This window comes from Achromobacter spanius (genome assembly GCF_003994415.1).
GTDB classification, from domain to species: domain Bacteria; phylum Pseudomonadota; class Gammaproteobacteria; order Burkholderiales; family Burkholderiaceae_B; genus Achromobacter; species Achromobacter spanius_C.
The window spans coordinates 431,038-449,291 of the sequence record NZ_CP034689.1; the positions used below are offsets into that span (position 1 = coordinate 431,038).

At 66.4% G+C, this 18,254-nt stretch carries 16 protein-coding genes and 1 tRNA gene; 8 read left to right on the forward strand and 9 right to left on the reverse strand.

Annotated features, from left to right (window positions below):
- Window positions 1–93: 93 nt before the first annotated feature.
- The 4 genes from fdhE (at window position 94) to ELS24_RS01875 (ending at window position 4,521) form a co-directional block, all read left to right on the forward strand.
- Window positions 94–1,026, forward strand: a complete 933-nt coding sequence (gene fdhE, locus ELS24_RS01860) for a formate dehydrogenase accessory protein FdhE (protein WP_127183238.1) — start codon at window positions 94–96, stop codon at window positions 1,024–1,026.
- A 1-nt stretch (window position 1,027) separates the two neighbouring features.
- Window positions 1,028–2,458, forward strand: coding sequence for an L-seryl-tRNA(Sec) selenium transferase (selA, locus tag ELS24_RS01865; RefSeq protein ID WP_127183239.1), 1,431 nt, complete (start codon window positions 1,028–1,030; stop codon window positions 2,456–2,458).
- Entirely contained in the window at window positions 2,455–4,389 is a 1,935-nt protein-coding gene (gene selB, locus ELS24_RS01870) for a selenocysteine-specific translation elongation factor (protein ID WP_127183240.1), read from the forward strand. Before selA ends, selB begins: the two co-directional genes overlap by 4 nt.
- A gap of 36 nt (window positions 4,390–4,425) precedes the next feature.
- Window positions 4,426–4,521 (forward strand) — tRNA-Sec (locus ELS24_RS01875).
- Window positions 4,522–4,560: 39 nt separating this feature from the next.
- On the opposite strand, the gene ELS24_RS01880 is transcribed toward ELS24_RS01875, so the two are convergent.
- On the reverse strand, window positions 4,561–5,664 hold the full coding sequence (locus ELS24_RS01880) for a transglutaminase-like domain-containing protein (RefSeq protein WP_127183241.1): 1,104 nt from the start codon (window positions 5,662–5,664) through the stop codon (window positions 4,561–4,563).
- Between the two features lie 166 nt (window positions 5,665–5,830).
- Here ELS24_RS01880 and selD point away from each other — a divergent pair, with 166 nt between their 5' ends.
- Window positions 5,831–6,892 (forward strand): selenide, water dikinase SelD, encoded by a 1,062-nt coding sequence (selD, locus tag ELS24_RS01885; protein ID WP_127183242.1) that lies wholly within the window; start codon window positions 5,831–5,833, stop codon window positions 6,890–6,892.
- Window positions 6,893–7,012: 120 nt separating this feature from the next.
- Here the strand turns inward: selD and ELS24_RS01890 are convergent, their stop codons facing one another.
- The gene (locus ELS24_RS01890; RefSeq protein WP_127183243.1) at window positions 7,013–7,930 is read right to left on the reverse strand and encodes a LysR substrate-binding domain-containing protein; all 918 of its coding nucleotides are present in this window, start codon (window positions 7,928–7,930) and stop codon (window positions 7,013–7,015) included.
- A 168-nt stretch (window positions 7,931–8,098) separates the two neighbouring features.
- Between ELS24_RS01890 and ELS24_RS01895 the strand changes: the two genes are divergently transcribed.
- Both ELS24_RS01895 and ELS24_RS01900 read left to right on the forward strand, forming a co-directional pair.
- Window positions 8,099–8,326, forward strand: coding sequence for a DUF2917 domain-containing protein (locus ELS24_RS01895; protein ID WP_083447357.1), 228 nt, complete (start codon window positions 8,099–8,101; stop codon window positions 8,324–8,326).
- Window positions 8,323–8,943: a 2-hydroxychromene-2-carboxylate isomerase gene (locus ELS24_RS01900; RefSeq protein WP_050446800.1), complete on the forward strand. Its 621-nt coding sequence runs from the start codon at window positions 8,323–8,325 to the stop codon at window positions 8,941–8,943. Before ELS24_RS01895 ends, ELS24_RS01900 begins: the two co-directional genes overlap by 4 nt.
- A 36-nt stretch (window positions 8,944–8,979) precedes the next feature.
- Here ELS24_RS01900 and ELS24_RS01905 read toward each other — a convergent pair whose 3' ends face one another.
- Both ELS24_RS01905 and adh read right to left on the reverse strand, forming a co-directional pair.
- On the reverse strand, window positions 8,980–9,357 hold the full coding sequence (locus tag ELS24_RS01905) for a DUF779 domain-containing protein (protein WP_050446799.1): 378 nt from the start codon (window positions 9,355–9,357) through the stop codon (window positions 8,980–8,982).
- 92 nt (window positions 9,358–9,449) lie between these two features.
- The gene (gene adh / locus ELS24_RS01910; protein WP_050446798.1) at window positions 9,450–10,979 is read right to left on the reverse strand and encodes an aldehyde dehydrogenase; all 1,530 of its coding nucleotides are present in this window, start codon (window positions 10,977–10,979) and stop codon (window positions 9,450–9,452) included.
- 229 nt (window positions 10,980–11,208) lie between these two features.
- Between adh and ELS24_RS01915 the strand changes: the two genes are divergently transcribed.
- Window positions 11,209–13,173, forward strand: coding sequence for a sigma-54-dependent Fis family transcriptional regulator (locus ELS24_RS01915; protein WP_127183244.1), 1,965 nt, complete (start codon window positions 11,209–11,211; stop codon window positions 13,171–13,173).
- Between the two features lie 99 nt (window positions 13,174–13,272).
- On the opposite strand, the gene trpC is transcribed toward ELS24_RS01915, so the two are convergent.
- From trpC to ELS24_RS01940, 5 genes are all read right to left on the reverse strand, one after another.
- Window positions 13,273–14,061: an indole-3-glycerol phosphate synthase TrpC gene (gene trpC / locus ELS24_RS01920; protein ID WP_127183245.1), complete on the reverse strand. Its 789-nt coding sequence runs from the start codon at window positions 14,059–14,061 to the stop codon at window positions 13,273–13,275.
- Window positions 14,058–15,089, reverse strand: a complete 1,032-nt coding sequence (gene trpD, locus ELS24_RS01925; RefSeq protein ID WP_127183246.1) for an anthranilate phosphoribosyltransferase — start codon at window positions 15,087–15,089, stop codon at window positions 14,058–14,060. The genes trpC and trpD overlap by 4 nt, the downstream gene beginning before the upstream one ends.
- A gap of 17 nt (window positions 15,090–15,106) precedes the next feature.
- Window positions 15,107–15,673, reverse strand: coding sequence for an aminodeoxychorismate/anthranilate synthase component II (locus ELS24_RS01930; RefSeq protein ID WP_127183247.1), 567 nt, complete (start codon window positions 15,671–15,673; stop codon window positions 15,107–15,109).
- 42 nt (window positions 15,674–15,715) lie between these two features.
- Window positions 15,716–17,236: an anthranilate synthase component I gene (gene trpE, locus ELS24_RS01935; protein ID WP_050446793.1), complete on the reverse strand. Its 1,521-nt coding sequence runs from the start codon at window positions 17,234–17,236 to the stop codon at window positions 15,716–15,718.
- A 294-nt stretch (window positions 17,237–17,530) separates the two neighbouring features.
- Complete coding sequence (locus ELS24_RS01940) at window positions 17,531–18,238, reverse strand: phosphoglycolate phosphatase (RefSeq protein WP_127183248.1); 708 nt, start codon at window positions 18,236–18,238, stop codon at window positions 17,531–17,533.
- Window positions 18,239–18,254 lie beyond the last annotated feature (16 nt).

Consider the following 18,254-nt stretch of genomic DNA (forward strand, 5'->3'; position numbering starts at 1 on the left):
GCCCCGCCCGGGGGCTTGCCCTCTGGTAGCCAACGGCTGCTATCCTTCTTTTCACGAAGGCTGGCAGCCGTGTTTGTTTTCTTGGAGACGCAATTGCAGCGAATTCTTCCGCGCGGTGAGATCGAAGCGCTAGACCACAATGTCATCCCCCGCGTCAGCCTGCCTGAACGCGGCTCGGTTTTTTCGACGCGCGCCGCGCGCCTGCGGCAACTGGCCTCAGACAGTCCGGTGGCCGATTACCTGCTCTTGATGGCGCAACTGGTCGACGCCCAACACCGTGCCTTGCAGGATTGCGCCGCGCCCGGCGTATCCGAAGACCGACTGGCGCTGGCGCAGGCCCATGGCATGCCGCCGTTGCAGGCGGTGGGCTGGCCGCGTGACCCGATGTGGCGCGGCATCCTGGCGCGGCTGGTGGATGACGTGGCGCGCGGCCAGGGCGTGCTGGCCGAAGCCATTGACGTCTGTACGGCGCTGCGCCGCGCGGTGGATGAAGACCCCGAATCGTTGGAAGACCTGGCCGAAGCCGTGTTGTCCGAGCAGGACCAGGGCGTGGACGGCGCCGCGGCGCCCTTCGTGATGGCGGCCCTGCAGGTCTACTGGACCGATCTGGCCAGCCGCTTCGACGCCAAGCAATTGCCGGTGGTCAGCCCCTTTGGCGTGTGCCCCGTCTGCGCCAGCCTGCCCGTGGCCAGCGTGGTGCGGGTGGGCGGCCAGTTCGAGGGCTACCGCTACCTGTGTTGCAGCCTGTGCGCCACGCAGTGGCACATGGTGCGCGTCAAGTGCACGCACTGCGAGGACGTGGAATCGGTTGCTTACCAGGCCATCGACGGCCGCGCGCCGGCCATCAAGGCCGAAACCTGCGACCACTGCCACACCTATCGCAAGATCTTCTATCAAGACAAAGACCTGTACGTTGAACCGGTGGCCGATGACCTGGCCAGCCTGATGCTGGATGTGCTGGTGGGCGAGGCTGGCTATTCGCGTGCCAGCGGCAACCCCCTGTTGTGGCATGGCAACGAGGAATAGCATGGCCCAGCAACCGTCTGGCGGTGAAGTGGCCGCCGTTTCGGATATCCCGCCGCTGGATCGTCTGCTGAACGCCGATGCCTTGCGCGCCGCCCTCGACACGCATGGCCGCACGCAAGTGGTGGCGGCGTTGCGGCGCGACCTGGACGCTTTGCGCCAACGCGGGCTGGCGGGCGGCTTGATGCGAGCGGAACTCGAAGCCGCCGCCGTGGCGTCCCGCGTGACGGCGGCCTTGGACAAGGCCGCGCAGCCGCGCCTGCGCGCCGTCTACAACCTGACCGGCACCGTGCTGCACACCAACCTGGGCCGCGCCCTGCTGCCCGACGAAGCGGTGGCCTCGGTGATGCGCGCGCTGACCACGCCGGCCAATCTGGAATTCGACCTGGACACGGGCGGGCGCGGCGACCGCGACGACCTCATCGACGAGCTGCTGTGCGAATTGACCGGCGCCGAAGCCGCCACCGTCGTCAACAACAACGCCGCCGCAGTGCTGCTGATGCTGAACGCCCTGGCCGACCGGCGCGAGGTCGTGGTGTCGCGCGGTGAACTCGTCGAGATCGGCGGCGCGTTCCGCATTCCCGACATCATGAAGCGCGCGGGCGCCAAGCTGGTTGAAGTGGGCACCACCAACCGCACCCACGCCGCCGACTACGACGGCGCCATCGGCCCGCGCACCGCGATGCTGATGAAAGTGCATTGCAGCAACTACGCCGTTACCGGCTTCACCAAAAGCGTGGGCCTGGCCGAGGTGGCGGCGTTGGCGCATGCCAAGGGCCTGCCCGCCACCGTGGACCTGGGCAGCGGCACGCTGGTGGACCTGACGCAGTTCGGCCTGCCGCGCGAAGACACAGTGCGTGACACCATCGCGGCGGGCGCGGACCTGGTCACCTTCAGCGGCGACAAGCTGCTGGGCGGGCCACAAGCGGGCCTGCTGGTGGGCCGCGCCGACCTGATCCGCAAGATCAAGAAGAACCCGCTCAAGCGCGCATTGCGTGTTGGCAAGCTGACGCTGGCGGCGCTGGAACCGGTGCTGAACCTGTACCGCGCGCCGGAATTCCTGGCCCAGCGCCTGACCACCTTGCGCTTGCTGACCCGGCCGCAGCGCGACATCCAGCCGCAGGCCGAACGGCTGCGCGCCGTGCTGGCGCACGCGGTGGGCACGAACTACGCGGTTGAAGCGGTGCCCATGTTCAGCCAGATCGGCAGCGGCGCCTTGCCCGTGGACCAACTGCCCAGCTTCGGCCTGGCGGCGCGCTACACCGGCAGCGGCCGCCCGGGCCGGCATCTGGACAGGCTGGAAGCACTGCTGCGCGGCTTGCCTACGCCCGTCATCGGCCGGATTGCCGACGACGCTTTGTGGCTGGACCTGCGCTGCCTGGAAGCGCGTGACGAAGCCGCCTTCGTCGAGCAACTGGCGGAGCCGCTGGCATGATCATCGGCACGGCGGGCCATATCGACCACGGCAAGACCACGTTGGTGCGCGCCCTGACCGGGGTCGACACCGACCGGCTCAAGGAAGAGAAGGCGCGCGGCATCTCCATTGAACTCGGCTACGCCTACACCCCGCTCGCCAATGGCGACGTGCTGGGCTTCATCGACGTGCCCGGCCACGAAAAGCTGGTGCATACGATGGCGGCCGGCGCCAGCGGCATCGACTTCGGGCTGCTGGTGGTGGCGGCGGATGACGGCGTCATGCCGCAGACGCGCGAGCACCTGGCCATCCTGTCGCTGCTGGGCGTGACCCAGGGCGCGGTGGCGTTGACGAAGGCCGACCGCGCCGATGCCGCGCGGCTAGACGCCGTGCGCGCCGAGATCGCGGCATTGACTACCGGCACCTTCCTGGATGGCGCACCGGTCTACGCCGTATGCGCGGCGCAAGTGGACGACGCCGGCACGGCGCAACTGAAGCAACACCTGCATGCGCAGGCCGAACACCTGCAACGGCGCGACGCCGCCGGCCTGTGCCGACTGGCGGTCGACCGCGTCTTCACGCTGGCCGGCCACGGCACGGTGGTGACGGGCACGGCGCATTCGGGCCAGGCGCGCGCGGGCGACGACAGCGCCGACCTGCGCGTGATGCCGGCCGGCACGCGCGTGCGGGTGCGCAGCATCCACGCGCAGAACCAGCCCAGCGATACGGGCACGGCCGGCCAGCGTTGCGCCTTGAATCTGGCCGGCATCGACAAGCAGGCCATCGCGCGTGGCGATTGGATCGCGGATGCGCGCTGCTTTCAGCCGTCGCGCCATGTTGACGTGGCGCTGACCCTGCTGCCATCGGCCGACGCGCCCTTGCGGGCCTGGGCGCCCTTGCATGTGCACATCGGCGCTGCGCGCCAGGTGGCGCACGTGGTGCCGCTGAGCGCGGAGACGTTGGCGCCGGGGCAATCGGGCTGGGTGCAACTGGTATTCGACGAGCCGGTGTGCGCCATGCCCGGTGACCGCTACATCGTGCGCAATGCGCAGGCCACCCGCACGGTGGGCGGGGGCCGCGTGCTGGACCCCAACGCGCCAGATCGCAAGCGCCGCGCGGCGGCGCGCATGCAAGGCCTGCAGGCCTTGTCCGACATGCTGGATGGCAGCGGGCTGGAACCGGTATTGGCACATGCGCCCTTGGGCTTGGACGAAGGCGCCTTGCAGCGCCTGACCGGCAAGCCCGTGCAGGACATCGCCGCGCCGCACGGTGCCTTGTGGATCGAGCCGCGCCACGCGCAGGGCCCGCGCACGCTGATCGGGTCAGCCCATTGGGATGCGCTGCTTGGCCGCGTGGAGCAGGCGCTGGCAAGCTTCCATCTTAGTGCGCCGGACGAACCCGGCCCGGACAGCGCGCGCCTGCGCCGCATGGTCATGCCAGTGGGTTCGGATGCGTTGTGGACGGCGGTGCTGGACCATTTGCAACGCGATGGGCGGGTGGCGCGCAACGGCCCCTGGCTGCATCTGCCGTCGCATACCGCCACGCTGGCCGACGAGGAAAGCGCGCTGGCAGCGCGCTTGTTGCCGCTGTTGGAGGCGGGGGCTTTTGATCCACCTTGGGTCCGGGACCTGGCGCGCATGCAAGGCGAGCCTGAAGAGCGGGTGCGGCAACTGTTGCGCAAGCTGCTGCGGCGCGGAGACGTTGCGCAAGTCGTGAAGGATTTGTTCTATCACCGTGACCAGATGCGCGAGCTGGCGCGCCTGGCGGCCGAATTGGCAGGTCAGCCGCAAGGCCTGAACGCGGCGGTGTTCCGCGACCGCACGGGGCTGGGGCGCAAGCGCGCCATCCAGATTCTGGAGTTCTTCGACCGCGTGGGCTATACCCGGCGCTTGCGCGACACCCACGTCCTGCGCGGTGAAAGCGCGTATGCAGCGCTGCAAGAGGCGACGTAAAATCCGCCGCAGCCGGTATCATAGGCAGTCCGCCACGGAAGGCATCCGTGCCCGGCGGCACGGCTGGGCTTCAAACCCAGTTGGGGGCGTCAGACGTTCCCAGGTAGGTTCGACTCCTGCTGCCTTCCGCCACCTCCTTCCTTTCTGGCCCAGGCGGCGTGTCTTGTCCGCTCAGACGGACACGGGTTTCGCGCTGATCCTGTACCGGAAGCCATCGGCGTCCAGGCTGTCCAGCCGGCCCGCGCTGGTTTCGCCATTGGGGTACATCAGGAACGGCACGGGGTCGTGGGCCGAGCCCGGCAGCACGACGTCGTGGCCATGGTTGTACGCCACCCAGTTCATTTCCCAAGCGCCAAACAGCATGACGCGCGCCGCGCGCACTTTGGCGTTGGTCAAGGGCAGTTCGCCCGGCGGCTCTTCCAGCATCACCTTGCGCACATCGGCCGGGTCGACCGGCACCCAGCCATAGCCTGCCGCGTAGAACTCGGCGCGGCAGTGCTGCGCCTTGGTGACGTCGCCTGCCTTGCCCAGGCTTCTGTAGCCCAGCTCGGAGTTGGCCACGCGCACGCCATAGGCATCGCGCGCCGGAATGCCCGAGGCGCGCGCCAACGCGACGAACAGCGCGTTGATGTCGGCGCACTTGCCGTTCAAGTCGTTGGCGCTAAGCATGTAATGCACGTCGCCCACGCCGCAGCCCGGCGTTGATGCGGTGCGGCATGTGTTTTCAACGACCCATTCATAGATGGCGCGCGCACGCGCCACGTCGCCCTGGTGGCCGCGTGTGATCTGGTCGGCGGTGGCCTTGACGATGCCGTCGGTGGGTAGCAGCGCCGTGGGTTTCACGAATTCGCGCAGCACGGCCGGGTCTTCAAGCACGGCGTTGGCCGGGGGCGGCTGCGTCAGGTCGACGCGGCGGTTGCGGGTCTGGAAGCGGCTGGTCACCGTCACCCTGCGTGGCGCCTGGGCGTCCGGCCATTGCACGGCCAGCATCTGCACGTCGTAGCCGGGGGCTTGCGTCAACTGCGCGGCGCCTCCGCCGCTGACGTCCCAGGTGGTGGCCACGCCGCGCTGGTAGTCCGTGTCGGTAGCGTAGGGCACCGGAATCCAGATGCGCGTGTGTGCGGCGGAGTCCGCAACGCTGATGCTGGTAGTGAGTTCAAAGCCACGCCAGCCCACGGTAACGGGCGCCTGCTGCGCGCGCAGCACCTGGGGCAACGCGGTGGTGGTGGCGGCGCACAATGCGCCAGATAAACGGAGAAAGTGTCGGCGATCCATAGAGCCCTCACGCACGGTGAAGATTGGCTGTCGGTGCGCCCGGGGCCGGGCGGCCGTCCGTTGCTGCTGAAGTCGAGCATACTGCGGCATTGCCTGCCGCCGAAACATCATAGGACCATCGGCGGGCGCGGTGCTATTCTTTTTTGATTGATCCCCGGAGACTGAAATGACCCAGGAAGTCGCGTCCGCGGCAGTGCCGCGTTTGACATCGCTATCGCACGGTGGCGGCTGTGGCTGCAAGATCGCGCCGGGCGTGCTGTCCGAATTGCTCAAGCGTTTCGGCCCCGCCGCAAGCTATCCCAACCTGATGGTCGGCACCGAAACCGCCGACGACGCGGCGGTCTACCGGCTGAACGACGAGCAGGCGCTTATCGCCACCACCGATTTCTTCATGCCCATCGTGGACGACCCGCACGACTTCGGCCGCATCGCGGCCACCAACGCGCTGTCGGATGTGTACGCCATGGGCGGCACCCCCATCATGGCGTTGGCCATTGTCGGCATGCCGATCAATGTGCTGCCGCACAGCGTCATTGCCGAGATCTTGCGTGGCGGCGAATCGGTCTGCGCGGAAGCGGGCATTCCGGTGGCGGGCGGGCACAGCATTGATTCGGTCGAGCCCATCTACGGCTTGGCCGTGATGGGGCTGGTGCACCCCAGCCGCGTCAAGCGCAACGCCGACGCGCGCGCGGGCGATGTGCTGATCCTGGGCAAGGGGCTGGGCGTGGGCATCTTGTCGGCCGCGCTGAAAAAGAACCGCCTGGATGACGCCGGCTACCGCGTGATGATCGACACAACGACCCGGCTGAACCGGCCCGGCGCCGCCTTGGCGACGCTGGACGGCGTGCATGCCGTCACCGATGTCACCGGCTTTGGCCTGGCGGGCCACGCACTGGAAATGGCGCGCGGCGCGAAGCTGACGGCGCGGTTGCGCCTGGACGCGCTGCCGTGGTTGCCGGGGGTGGAAGCCTTTGCGTCGGATGGCGTGATTACGGGCGCATCGGGCCGCAATTGGGCGTCTTATGGAGAATCCGTGCAATTGGGCGCCAATGTGAGCGACACGCACCGCGCCCTGCTGACCGACCCGCAAACCTCGGGCGGGCTGTTGGTGTCATGCGCGCCGGAAGCGGCCGATGCGGTGCTGGCGCTGTTTCACAGCCAGGGCTTCGACGACGCCACGGTGGTGGGCGAAATGCTCGAAGGCGATGCGCGGGTGTTGGTGGAATAAGCGTGGAATAAGCGTGGAACAAGCGGGCGGACTGAGCGGCGGACTGAGCGGCGGACTGAGCGGCGGGCCGAGCAGGTGGGCTGACAGACTCGGGCCGCCTCAAGCTGCCCGATGTTGCGCTCAAGCTCGCAGATCTTGCGCGGTGGTCGTGGCTTGCTCGATCAGCCAGTGGGCCACGACGTCGGCGTCGGGCGTGCTGCGGCGCGCGTTGCGAACCAGCCAATAAGCCAGTTCGGTGGCGTGGGCGGTCTGGCTGCCCACCGCTTGCAGCCGGCCGTCGGCCAACATGGGCGCAATCAAGGCCAGCCGGCCCAGCGCAATGCCATGTCCGGCCAAGGCCGCCAGCACGATCTGGTCGTACTGGTTGAAACGCAGCATGCCCCGGGCACGCGTGCGGCCCAGCCCGCGCGCGCTCAGCCATTCCGACCATTGCAGCCAGGGCCGCGTCGGGTCGTCGAATTCCAGCAGGACATGGCGTTGCAGTTCACGCGCGTCGAGCTCGCACGCGTTCAGCGACGGGTGAGCCACCGGCACCACCGACTCCCCGAACAGCCAAACGGCGGCGTCCGGCACCTTGTCGCGCGGGCTATAGCGGATGGCGATGTCCACGCTTTCACGATCAATGTCGATCAGCCGGTTGTCGGCCGCCACGCGCACGTCGATGTGCGGATGCGCCGCCTGGAATGCCCCCAGGCGAGGCAGCAGCCATAACGAGGCCACGCCGATGGTGGTGGTGACGGTGACCGGGGTGCGCCGTTCGGGCGCGCGCAGTTGTTCGGTCAGCTCACCCAATTGGCTGAGCCACTCGTCGGCCATGCGGAACAGTTGCGCGCCTTCGGACGTGAACGACACGCTGCGAAAGCCACGCACCAGCAGGGACACGCCCAGATGTTCTTCCAGCGCGCGGATCTGGCGGCTGACGGCGGACTGCGTCACGTGCAGATCCTGCGCGGCCAGGGTGATGCTCATGCGGCGGCCCACGGCGACAAAGCCTCGGACCAAATCCAGCGGTGGGAGCTTGGCTAGCGGGTATGGCATTCGTGAAACTCATGCGTGTTGAACGGAAATGTCGCTTGAGGAATAGTACGCCGACAGCGTTCAATGGCAAGCATGCGATGGGCGAATGGGCTAGGCCCTGATGCCTGACGTGATCGCCGCCGTCGCGGCCTGGGGGTTGCCATGATTCAGCTACGCTGCACCACGGGAATGTCATTCCGTTTGAATGACGGCTCGACTATGCTGCTCAAGCGCGCTTCGGGCGTTCGCATCGTGTGCCATGCCGGCGCCGTGTGGATTTCCGAATACCGCCGCTTCGATGACAGCGTGCTGCAAGCGGGCGACTCGCTTACCGTCGCCAGCGATCGCGATGTCGTGCTCAGCGGCCTGCCGGATGCGCAGGTCGCGCTACTTTCCCAGCCGGAGTCTCCCGAATGACCACGCCTTTGCCCGATGGCCCCCGCATGCAGATGTGGTTCGATTTTGCCAGCCCATACAGCTATCTGGCGATCGAGCGCATCGACGCCCTGGCGCGCGACGCCGGCGTGCGGGTTGACCTGCGCCCCTTTTTGCTGGGGCCGATTTTTCAGGCGCAGGGCTGGAACGATTCGCCGTTCCGGCTGTTTCCGGGCAAGGGCGCGTACATGATGCGCGACATCGCGCGCCTGGCCGACAAGTACGGCGTGGTCTACAAGCGCCCGCGTCTGTTTCCGCGCATGAGCGTGCTGCCGGCCCGCATTGCGTTGCTGGGTCAGGATGAGCCCTGGTGCCGGGATTTCTGCGTGGCCGTGTTTCGCGCCAACTTCCAGCACGACGAAGACATCCAGGCGGAAGACGTGGTGCACGCTTTGTTGAACAGCCTGTCGCTGGACGCCGACGCGCTGATCGCGCGCGCCAAGTCCGAGGCCGCCAAGGAAGCCTTGCGCCGCCAGGTGGATCGGGCGCGCGATCTGGGTCTGTTCGGCGCACCCACGTTTTTTGTGGGCGATGAAATGTTTTGGGGTAATGACCGGCTGGAGGATGCGCTGGACTGGGCGCGGCGCGGACTGGCCTGATTCGCCAGCCCGGGTTGTTCAATATTTACCCGCGCGCTATCCCTTCGTGACGGGCGCCACGCGCGCCCATTCGTCGTCCGAGTACAGCCGCGAGCGCAGCAAAAAGCGCTTGCCTTCCGCGCTATCCAGCGAAAACGCGCCACCGCGTCCGGGTACGGCATCGATGATGAGCTGGGTGTGTTCCCAGTACGCGAACTGGTCTTCGCCCATGTAGAACGGGCAGCCTTCAAGCTGGCCCAGCAACACGTCCGACCCGCCCACCATGAACTCGCCTTGTGCATAGCACATGGGCGAACTGCCATCGCAGCAACCGCCCGATTGGTGGAACATCAGCGCGCCGTGCTTGGCGCGCAACGTGTCGATCAACTGGCGCGCCGCGTCGGTCGCGACCACGCGCGGGGTGGGTTCATCCATGGAGTTTTCCTTGTCGCTTGCCTGGCGGCATTCCTTACTGCAAATACGCGCACCGGACCCCAGAGCCCGGTGCGCGTGTCGCGGTGTGATGCTTAGAAGAAACCCAGCTTCTTCGGCGAATAGCTCACCAGCAGGTTCTTCGTCTGCTGGTAGTGGTTGAGCATCATCTTGTGATTCTCACGCCCGATGCCCGACTGCTTGTATCCGCCAAACGCCGCATGCGCGGGATAGGCGTGATAGCAGTTGGTCCACACGCGGCCGGCCTTGATGGCGCGTCCCATCCGGTAGCAGGTATTGGCGTCGCGCGACCACACGCCCGCGCCCAGGCCGTAGAGCGTGTCGTTGGCCAGCGCCAGCGCGTCGTCGGCATCCTTGAACGTCGTCACCGCGACGACCGGGCCAAAGATTTCTTCCTGGAACACGCGCATCTTGTTGTGGCCCTTGAAGACCGTGGGCTGCACGTAGTAGCCGCCTTCCAGCGCGCCCTGCATCTGCGCGCGCGAGCCGCCCGCCAGCACGTCGGCGCCTTCCTGCTTGCCGATGTCCAGGTACGACAGAATCTTCTCCAACTGCTCGGTGGATGCCTGCGCGCCCAGCATGGTGTCGCCGTCCAGGGGGTTGCCCTGCTTGATCTCGGCCACGCGCTTCAAGGCGCGTTCCATGAACTTGTCGTAGAGCGATTCCTGAATCAGCGCGCGGCTGGGGCAGGTGCACACTTCGCCCTGGTTCAGGGCAAACATCACGAAACCTTCCACGGCCTTGTCCAGGAAGTCGTCGTCTTGCGCGGCCACGTCGGCAAAGAAAATGTTGGGCGACTTGCCGCCCAGTTCCAGCGTGACGGGAATGATGTTCTGCGAGGCGTACTGCATGATCAGCCGGCCGGTGGTGGTTTCCCCGGTGAAGGCGATCTTGGCGATGCGCTTGCTGGAAGCCAGCGGCTTGCCCGCTTCCAGGCCAAAGCCCGTCACCACGTTCAGCACGCCGGGGGGCAGAATGTCGGCTATCAGTTCCATCAGCAGCAGGATGCCCAGCGGCGTCTGTTCGGCGGGTTTAAGCACCACGCAGTTGCCGGCCGCCAGCGCGGGCGCCAGCTTCCACGCCGCCATCAAGATGGGGAAGTTCCACGGAATGATCTGTCCCACCACGCCCAGCGGTTCGTTGAAGTGATAGGCCACGGTGTCGCTATCGATTTCCGACAAGCCGCCTTCCTGGCTGCGGATGCACGAGGCGAAGTAGCGGAAGTGGTCGATGGCCAGCGGAATGTCGGCGGCGCGGGCTTCGCGTATCGGTTTGCCGTTGTCCCAGGTTTCGGCGGTGGCCAGGCGTTCCAGGTTGGCTTCCATGACGTCGGCAATCTGCATCAGCATGCGCGCGCGTTCGGCCGCCGGGGTCGCACCCCATTTCGGCGCGGCGCGGTGCGCGGCGTCCAGCGCCAGCTCGATGTCGCGGTCCTTGGAGCGCGCGTTGCGCGTCAATACCTGGCCGGTCACCGGGGTCACGTTGTCAAAGTATTCGCCGTCAGCCGGCTTCTGCCATTTGCCGTCGATGAAGTTGTCGTACTGCGTTTTCAGGTCCAGACGGGTGCCGTACGTGTCCGGGGTGATGCGGGTCGCGATGTCCATGCTTGTCTCCGATATTGTTGGGATTGCGGCAGTGGGCTGCCTGCTTCTTATCAAGCAAAGAGCATGCCAAGCTTGGGGCTTCCCCGCTGGACAGTGCGGCCTCCCGCGTGCGAAAGTTGATTTCGACGCGCCCCGACGGGCGTGCACGATTTTTGCCCTTTCAAGATGACGTTTTTTGCGACGTTGTCGCGGAACAGGTGTCGCAGAACACCCGTCCAAGGAGACATGCATGGCCAGTCAATCCCGTCAGCACGCGCTGACGCAAGCGCGCCTGCTGTTCAACCAGCAGGGAGCGGTGCCCGGCGGCATCGTTGCTGAACCCATCCTGCGATCGTGGCGACGCTGCGCCGACCTGGGCTTTGACATGCGTGGCGTGCGCCGCGCCGAACTCATGACGCAAGGCGAACTGCGCGAGGCCCAGCAGCGCAACGAAGCGCTGCGCCGGCTGTCCGAACCCGCCATGTCCTACCTGCGCCGCCAGGCCGGCGGCAATGGCAATCTGGTGATCTTGTCGGACGCGCAAGGGCTGGTGCTGGACAGCGATGGCGACACCAGCTTCGCCAGCCGCGCGTCCCGCGTGGCGCTGATGCCGGGCGCGCCCTGGGACGAGGCCGCGGCCGGCACCAACGCCATCGGCACCGCGCTGGTCGAAGGCCGACCCATCGCCGTGCATGGCGCGGAACATTACTTTGAACCCAATCGCATCCTGACTTGCGCGGCCGTGCCCATCACTGACAGTGAAGGGCGCATGCTGGGGGTGCTGGACCTGTCCAGCCAGGCGCGCGACGTTCGCCCGGATGTGCTGGCCCTGGTGCGCGCGGCCGTGGATGTGATCGAGCACCGCTTGTTCGAACAAGCCTACGAGCATTACGCCGTGCTGCGCCTGCATGCCGATGCGTCCGGCCTGGGCGGGCCGGGCGAGGGCTTGCTGGCGTTTCAGGGGGATGTGTTGATTGGCGCGAACCGCCGCGCCTTGCAGGCCTTGGGCCTGGCCGCGACCGCCTTGGGCGTGTACCGCTACGCCGATGTGTTCGACGGCGAGCTGGAACGCTGCCCAGACGCGGCCGGCCGCGTGCAGGCGCGCGCGGGCACGAGCTACCACGCGCGCCTGCGGCTGCCGCGTTCGCGTCCGCCGCGACCGGTAGCGCCCGCGTTGCCGCTCAGCGAGCCGCCCACCGAGGCCAAGCGCCCCGTGGCGCCCAGCTTCGACGCGGCGACCCTGGGCGCGTTGGCGCGTGCCGTGCATTTGTCGGATGCGGGCGTGTCGATTTTGCTGCAAGGCGAAACCGGCGTGGGCAAGGAAGTGTTCGCCCGCGAATTGCATGCGCGCGGCAAGCGCGCGGCAGGGCCGTTCGTGGCGGTCAATTGCGCGGCGCTGCCCGAAAGCCTGATCGAATCCGAACTCTTCGGCTACGAGGACGGCGCCTTCACCGGCGCGCGCCGCCAGGGCAGCAAGGGCTTGCTGCGCCAAGCGCACGGCGGGGTGCTGTTCCTGGATGAAATCGGCGATATGCCGCTGCTGCTGCAATCGCGTTTGCTGCGTGTGCTGCAAACGCGTGAAGTGTCGCCGCTGGGCGCGGCGCGGCCGGTGCCGGTGGACTTTGCGCTGGTGTGCGCCACCCATCGCCCGCTGGCGCATGAGGGGGCGGATGCGCCGGTGCGTCCTGACCTGTATTTCCGTATCGCCGAATACACGGTCACGCTGGAACCGCTGCGCGCGCGCGCCGACCGTCTGGAATTGCTGCGCGGGCTATGGGCGGCGCAAGGCCCTGGGCCGATGCTGCCGCCGCACATTGAAGCGTTGCTGGCGGCGTATCCCTGGCCGGGTAACTACCGGCAACTGGCGGCGGTGCTGCGCAACATGCATGTGTTGGCGGGGCCATCGGGCGTGGTGGATGCCGACATGCTGCCCGCCGAGTTGTTGCAGGCCAAGGTGTCGCCGACCGCATTGTTGTCGGCTTCGGTGCTGCCGACCTCATCAATGCCAACCGCGGCCGCGCGTCACGACGATACGGCCGCGCCCGCTTCCGCAAACAGCGGCATGGAAGATCTGCAATCGATCACCGACACGGCGATCCGCGACGCACTCGCCGCGCACGGCGGCAATGTCAGCCGCGCGGCGCGGGCCCTGGGTGTGCACCGCAGCACCGTGTACCGGCGCGCGGGCGGGCTGGGCTTGCCGCGATCACGCTAGGCCCTGGACCTCTTGGCTTTGGACATATCGGCCCTGGATGTCTGGGCCATGACGTCTGGCCCATGACCTCTGGGCCCCTGGCCCAGAGCCCGTGGCGCCTTAGTGCATCAGGCGGGCAAGTTCGCTGCCCGGGTCCTTGGCGCGCATGAAGGCTTCACCCACCAGGAAGGCGTTGACCTGGTGGTCGCGCATGAGCTTGACGTCTTCGGGCTTGAGAATGCCGCTTTCGGTCACGACGCGCTTGCCCGCCGGAATGTTGGGCAGCAGGTCCAGCGTGTTCTTCAGGCTGGTTTCGAAGGTGCGCAGGTTGCGGTTGTTGATGCCCAAAAGCGGCGTCTTCATCGTCAGCGCCACGTCCAGTTCACGGGCGTCATGCACTTCCACCAGCACGTCCATGCCCAGTTCCATCGCCAGCGTTTCGTAGTCGCGCAATTGCGACGGCGTCAACGCGGCCACGATCAGCAGCACGCAGTCGGCGCCCATCGCGCGTGCGGCGATGATCTGATAGGAGTCGATCACGAAGTCCTTGCGCAGCACGGGCAGCGAGCAGGCCGCGCGCGCCTGGCGCAGGTGGTCGTGCGAACCCTGGAAGAACTGCACGTCGGTCAGCACCGACAGGCAGGCCGCGCCATGCACGGCATAGGACGACGCAATGTCCGCGGGGGCGAAGGTGTCGCGCAGCACGCCTTTGGACGGTGATGCTTTCTTGATTTCAGCGATGACGCCGGCCTTGCCCTGCGAGATCTTGTCTTCGATGGCTTGCGCGAAACCGCGCACGTCCTGGCGAGCCTGCGCTTCGCGCAGGACTTCGGCTTCGCTGCGCATCTGGCGAGCGGCGGCGACTTCCTCGACCTTGACGGCGAGGATCTTCGCGAGAATATCGTTCATTTCTGGAATTTCCGGGTATATGCGCAGAATTCTTCCAGCTTGGCTCGCGCCGCGCCGGTGGCGATCAGTTCAAATGCTAGCGCTAAGGCTTCGGGAATGGAATCGGCTTTATTGCCGGCGTAGATGGCAAGTCCTGCATTCAGGGCGACGATGTCGCGGGCCGTGCCCTCGACATTTTCCAGCGCCTCGATGACAAGTTCGCGTGACTGCTCGCGATTGGACACCTTGATGGACCGGTTGGACATCATGGATAGCCCGTAGTCCTCGGGGTGGATTTCATATTCCCGTATTTGACCATCTTTCAGCTCGCCCACCAGCGTAGCCCCGCCCAGCGAGGCTTCGTCCATGCCGTCCTTGCCATGCACCACCAGCACATGGCGCGAACCCAGCCGTTCCAGCACGCGCACCTGGATGCCGACCAGGTCAGGGTGGAACACGCCCATCAACTGGTTGGCGGCGCCGGCCGGATTGGTCAGGGGGCCGAGAATATTGAAGATGGTGCGTACGCCCAATTCCTTGCGCACGGCGGCCACGTTCTTCATGGCGCCGTGATGCGCGGGCGCGAACATGAAGCCGATGCCGGTGGCCTGGATGCATTCGGCCACTTCGTCGGGCGTCAGCACCAGATTGGCGCCCAGTGCTTCCAGCACGTCGGCGCTGCCGCTGGACGACGAGGCGCTGCGGTTGCCGTGCTTGGCAATCGGCACGCCGGCCGCCGCCGCCACGAACATGGCGGTGGTCGAGATGTTGAAAGTGTGGCTGCCGTCGCCGCCCGTGCCGCACATGTCCAGCAGGTCTTGCGGGTTGGGCGTGACGACCGGCGTGGCGAACTCGCGCATGACCTGCGCGGCGGCGGTGATCTCGCCAATGGTTTCCTTTTTGACGCGCAGGCCCATCAAGAGCGCGCTGGCGATCTGCGGCGACATCTCGCCGCGCATCAGCATGCGCATCAGATGCAGCATTTCGTCGTGGAAAATTTCGCGGTGTTCAATGCAGCGCGTCAGGGCTTCGGTGGGGGAAATGGTCACGGTGCGTCCTTCTTGTCTTAGGCGAGGTTCAGGAAATTGCGCAGCAGGGCATGGCCGTGTTCGCTGAGCACGGACTCGGGGTGAAACTGTACTCCGTACAGCGGCAGGGTCTTGTGGCGCACACCCATGATGTCGCCGTCGGGCGCCGTGGCCGTCACGGCCAGGCAGTCGGGCAGGGTGGCGGGGTCGATGGTCAGCGAGTTGTAACGGATCACGGTGTACGGCGTGGGCAGGTCGGTGAAGATGTCGGTGCCGGTGTGCGAGATCTGCACCGTCTTGCCGTGCATGATCTGCTGGGCGCGCACGATGTCGCCGCCGTAGGCCGCGCCAATGGCCTGATGGCCCAGGCATACGCCCAGAATCGGCTTCTTGCCGGCAAACGCCTGGATGGCGGCCACTGAAATACCGGCTTCAGCAGGCGAGCACGGGCCGGGCGACACGCAGATGCGGTCGGGGTTCAGCGCGCTGATCTCTTCCAGCGTGATCTGGTCGTTGCGCGCCACGCGCACGTCTTCGCCGAGTTCGCCAAAGTACTGGACCAGGTTGTAGGTAAACGAATCGTAGTTATCAATCATCAACAGCATTTTTTTCTCCGTGCGGGCGGTGTCGTCTGGCCGGGGCCGGGATCAGATGGGTTCGTCCAGGCCGTGCTGGACCTGCTCGGCGGCGCGCAGCACCGCGCGGGCCTTGGCTTCGGTTTCAGCGTATTCGGCTTCGGGGTTGGAGTCGGCCACGATGCCGGCGGCGGCTTGCACGTACAGCGTGCCGTCCTTGATGACGCCGGTGCGAATGGCGATGGCCACGTCCATTTCACCGCCATAGCTCAGGTAGCCCGCAGCCCCGCCGTAGATGCCGCGGCGCACGGGTTCCAGTTCGTCGATGATCTTCATGGCTTCCACCTTGGGCGCGCCCGTCAGGGTGCCGGCGGGGAAGGATGCGCGCAGCACGTCCATGCTGCTCATGCCGGGGTTCAGGTTGCCGGTGACGTTGGACACCAGGTGCATCACGTGCGAATAGCGTTCGATGACCATGGTGTCGCTGACCTTGACCGAGCCCACTTCAGCCACGCGACCCACGTCGTTGCGCGCCAGGTCGATCAGCATCACATGTTCGGCCACTTCCTTGGGGTCGGCCTTCAGTTCGGCGGCCAGCGCCGCGTCTTCCTGGGGCGTGGCGCCGCGCTTGCGGGTGCCGGCCAGCGGGCGAATGGTGATCTGCGATTTCGGCACGCCGTTGTCCACCACGCTTTCCTGGCGCACCAGGATCTCGGGCGACGCGCCCACCACCTGGAAGTCGCCGAAGTTCCAGAAGTACATGTAGGGCGAGGGGTTCAGCGAACGCAGCGCGCGGTAGAGGGACAGCGGGGAATCACGGAACGGCTTGGCGATGACTTGGCCGATCTGCACCTGCATCAGGTCGCCGGCGGCAATGTGTTCCTTGGCGCGGTGCACGGCGGCCAGATAGTCTTCTTTCTTGAAGTCGCGCCGTTCTTCGGTCTGCATGCTGGCGTGGCTGTACGGAATTTCAACAGGGCGTCGCAGGCGGGCGCGCAGGTCATGCAGGCGCTGCTGGGCGCGGCTGTAGGATTCGGGCTGGCTGGGGTCGGCGTACACCATCAGGTAGATGCGGCCGGCCAGGTTGTCGACGATGACCAGTTCATCCACATGCATCAGCATCAGGTCGGGCGTACCGCCTTCCATGCCGGCCGGGAACGGTTTGACGGCAGGCCCCAGGCAGGGCTCGATGTGGCGCACGGTGTCGTAGCCGAAGTAGCCGGCCAGGCCGCCGCAAAAGCGCGGCATGCCCGGGCGCAGCGCCACCTTGAAACGGCTTTGGTATTGCTCGATGAAGGCCAGCGGGTCGCCTTCGTGCGTTTCCACCACCTTGCCGTCGTGCAGCACTTCCGTCAGCGTGCCGCTGGCGCGGATCACGGTGCGGGCGGGCAGGCCGATGAAGGAATAGCGACCGAAGCGCTCGCCGCCCACCACGGATTCCATCAGGCAGGTCATGCGGCCGGCCAAGGGGCCCGCGTGCGCCAGCTTCAGGTAGATGCCCAGCGGGGTATCCAGGTCGGCGTAGGTTTCGGCCACCAGCGGGATGCGGTTGTAGCCTTGTGCGGCGAGGGCCTTGAATTCGATTTCGGTCATGTCGGGTCTCGTGAGCGATTTTTGATTTGCTTTCAGACCGGGCGCACAACAAAAAAGCCCGGTCCAGGTGTCTGGTTCCGGGCTTGGCTCTGTGTTTACACAGCTACGGCACTAGGCGGCATACGCGTCCAGGGCCGGGAGGGATCATCGCCACCCGGAAGACAAACGCCACCAGCGCCACGAGGCGCTGAGCATTTGGTTCTGGGGGTAGGCGTTCATTGATCTGGCTGTGTATTCAGGTATTGGGGTATTGCGGCTGTTGTCGATGTACCGATGTTCAGTTTGCAGCACCGATCAGCAGGCGATTTTCGCGGCGTTCTGGTTTTGGTTCCAGAGCGCCACCCACTGGGCGGCGTCAACAAGCGTGTCAACTATACCATCGACATCCAGCTCTCGCACGTCACGACCTTCGTTGTAGCCATAAGGCACCACCAGCACCTGCGTGCCGGCCGTGCGGCCCGCCTGGGCGTCGTTGATGGAGTCGCCGATGGTGACGGCTTCGCCCACCGCCACGCCCAGCAGCTCGCAGGCGTGCACGACCTGGTCCGGGTCAGGCTTGCGGCGCACGCAGGTGTCACCGCAGACGACCGCGTCGAAAAAGCCCGCCAAGCCGGTGCGCTGCAACAGCGGCAGCGTGAATTCGGTGGGCTTGTTGGTGACGACGGCCAGCTTCAGGCCCTGGTCGCGCAGGTGCTTCAGGCCGTCGATGACGCCGGGGTAGATCTGGGCGCGCTCGCCGTTGACCAGATGATAGTGGCGGTAGAAGGACTCGCGGGCGCGGGCAAATTCCTCGGCCGACGGATCGGGGGCGTCCAGGCTGCCTGCCAGGCTGCGCCGGATGAGGTTGTCGACGCCCTTGCCCACGAAGGTGGCCACCACGTCTTGGCGCAGCACGGTCATGCCAAGGTCCACGCGCATGGCGTTGGCGGCGAATGCCAGGTCGGGAATGGAGTCCAGCAGGGTGCCGTCCAGGTCCAGCAGCGCGGCGCGAAAAGCGGTCATGTCGATTCTTCCTGGG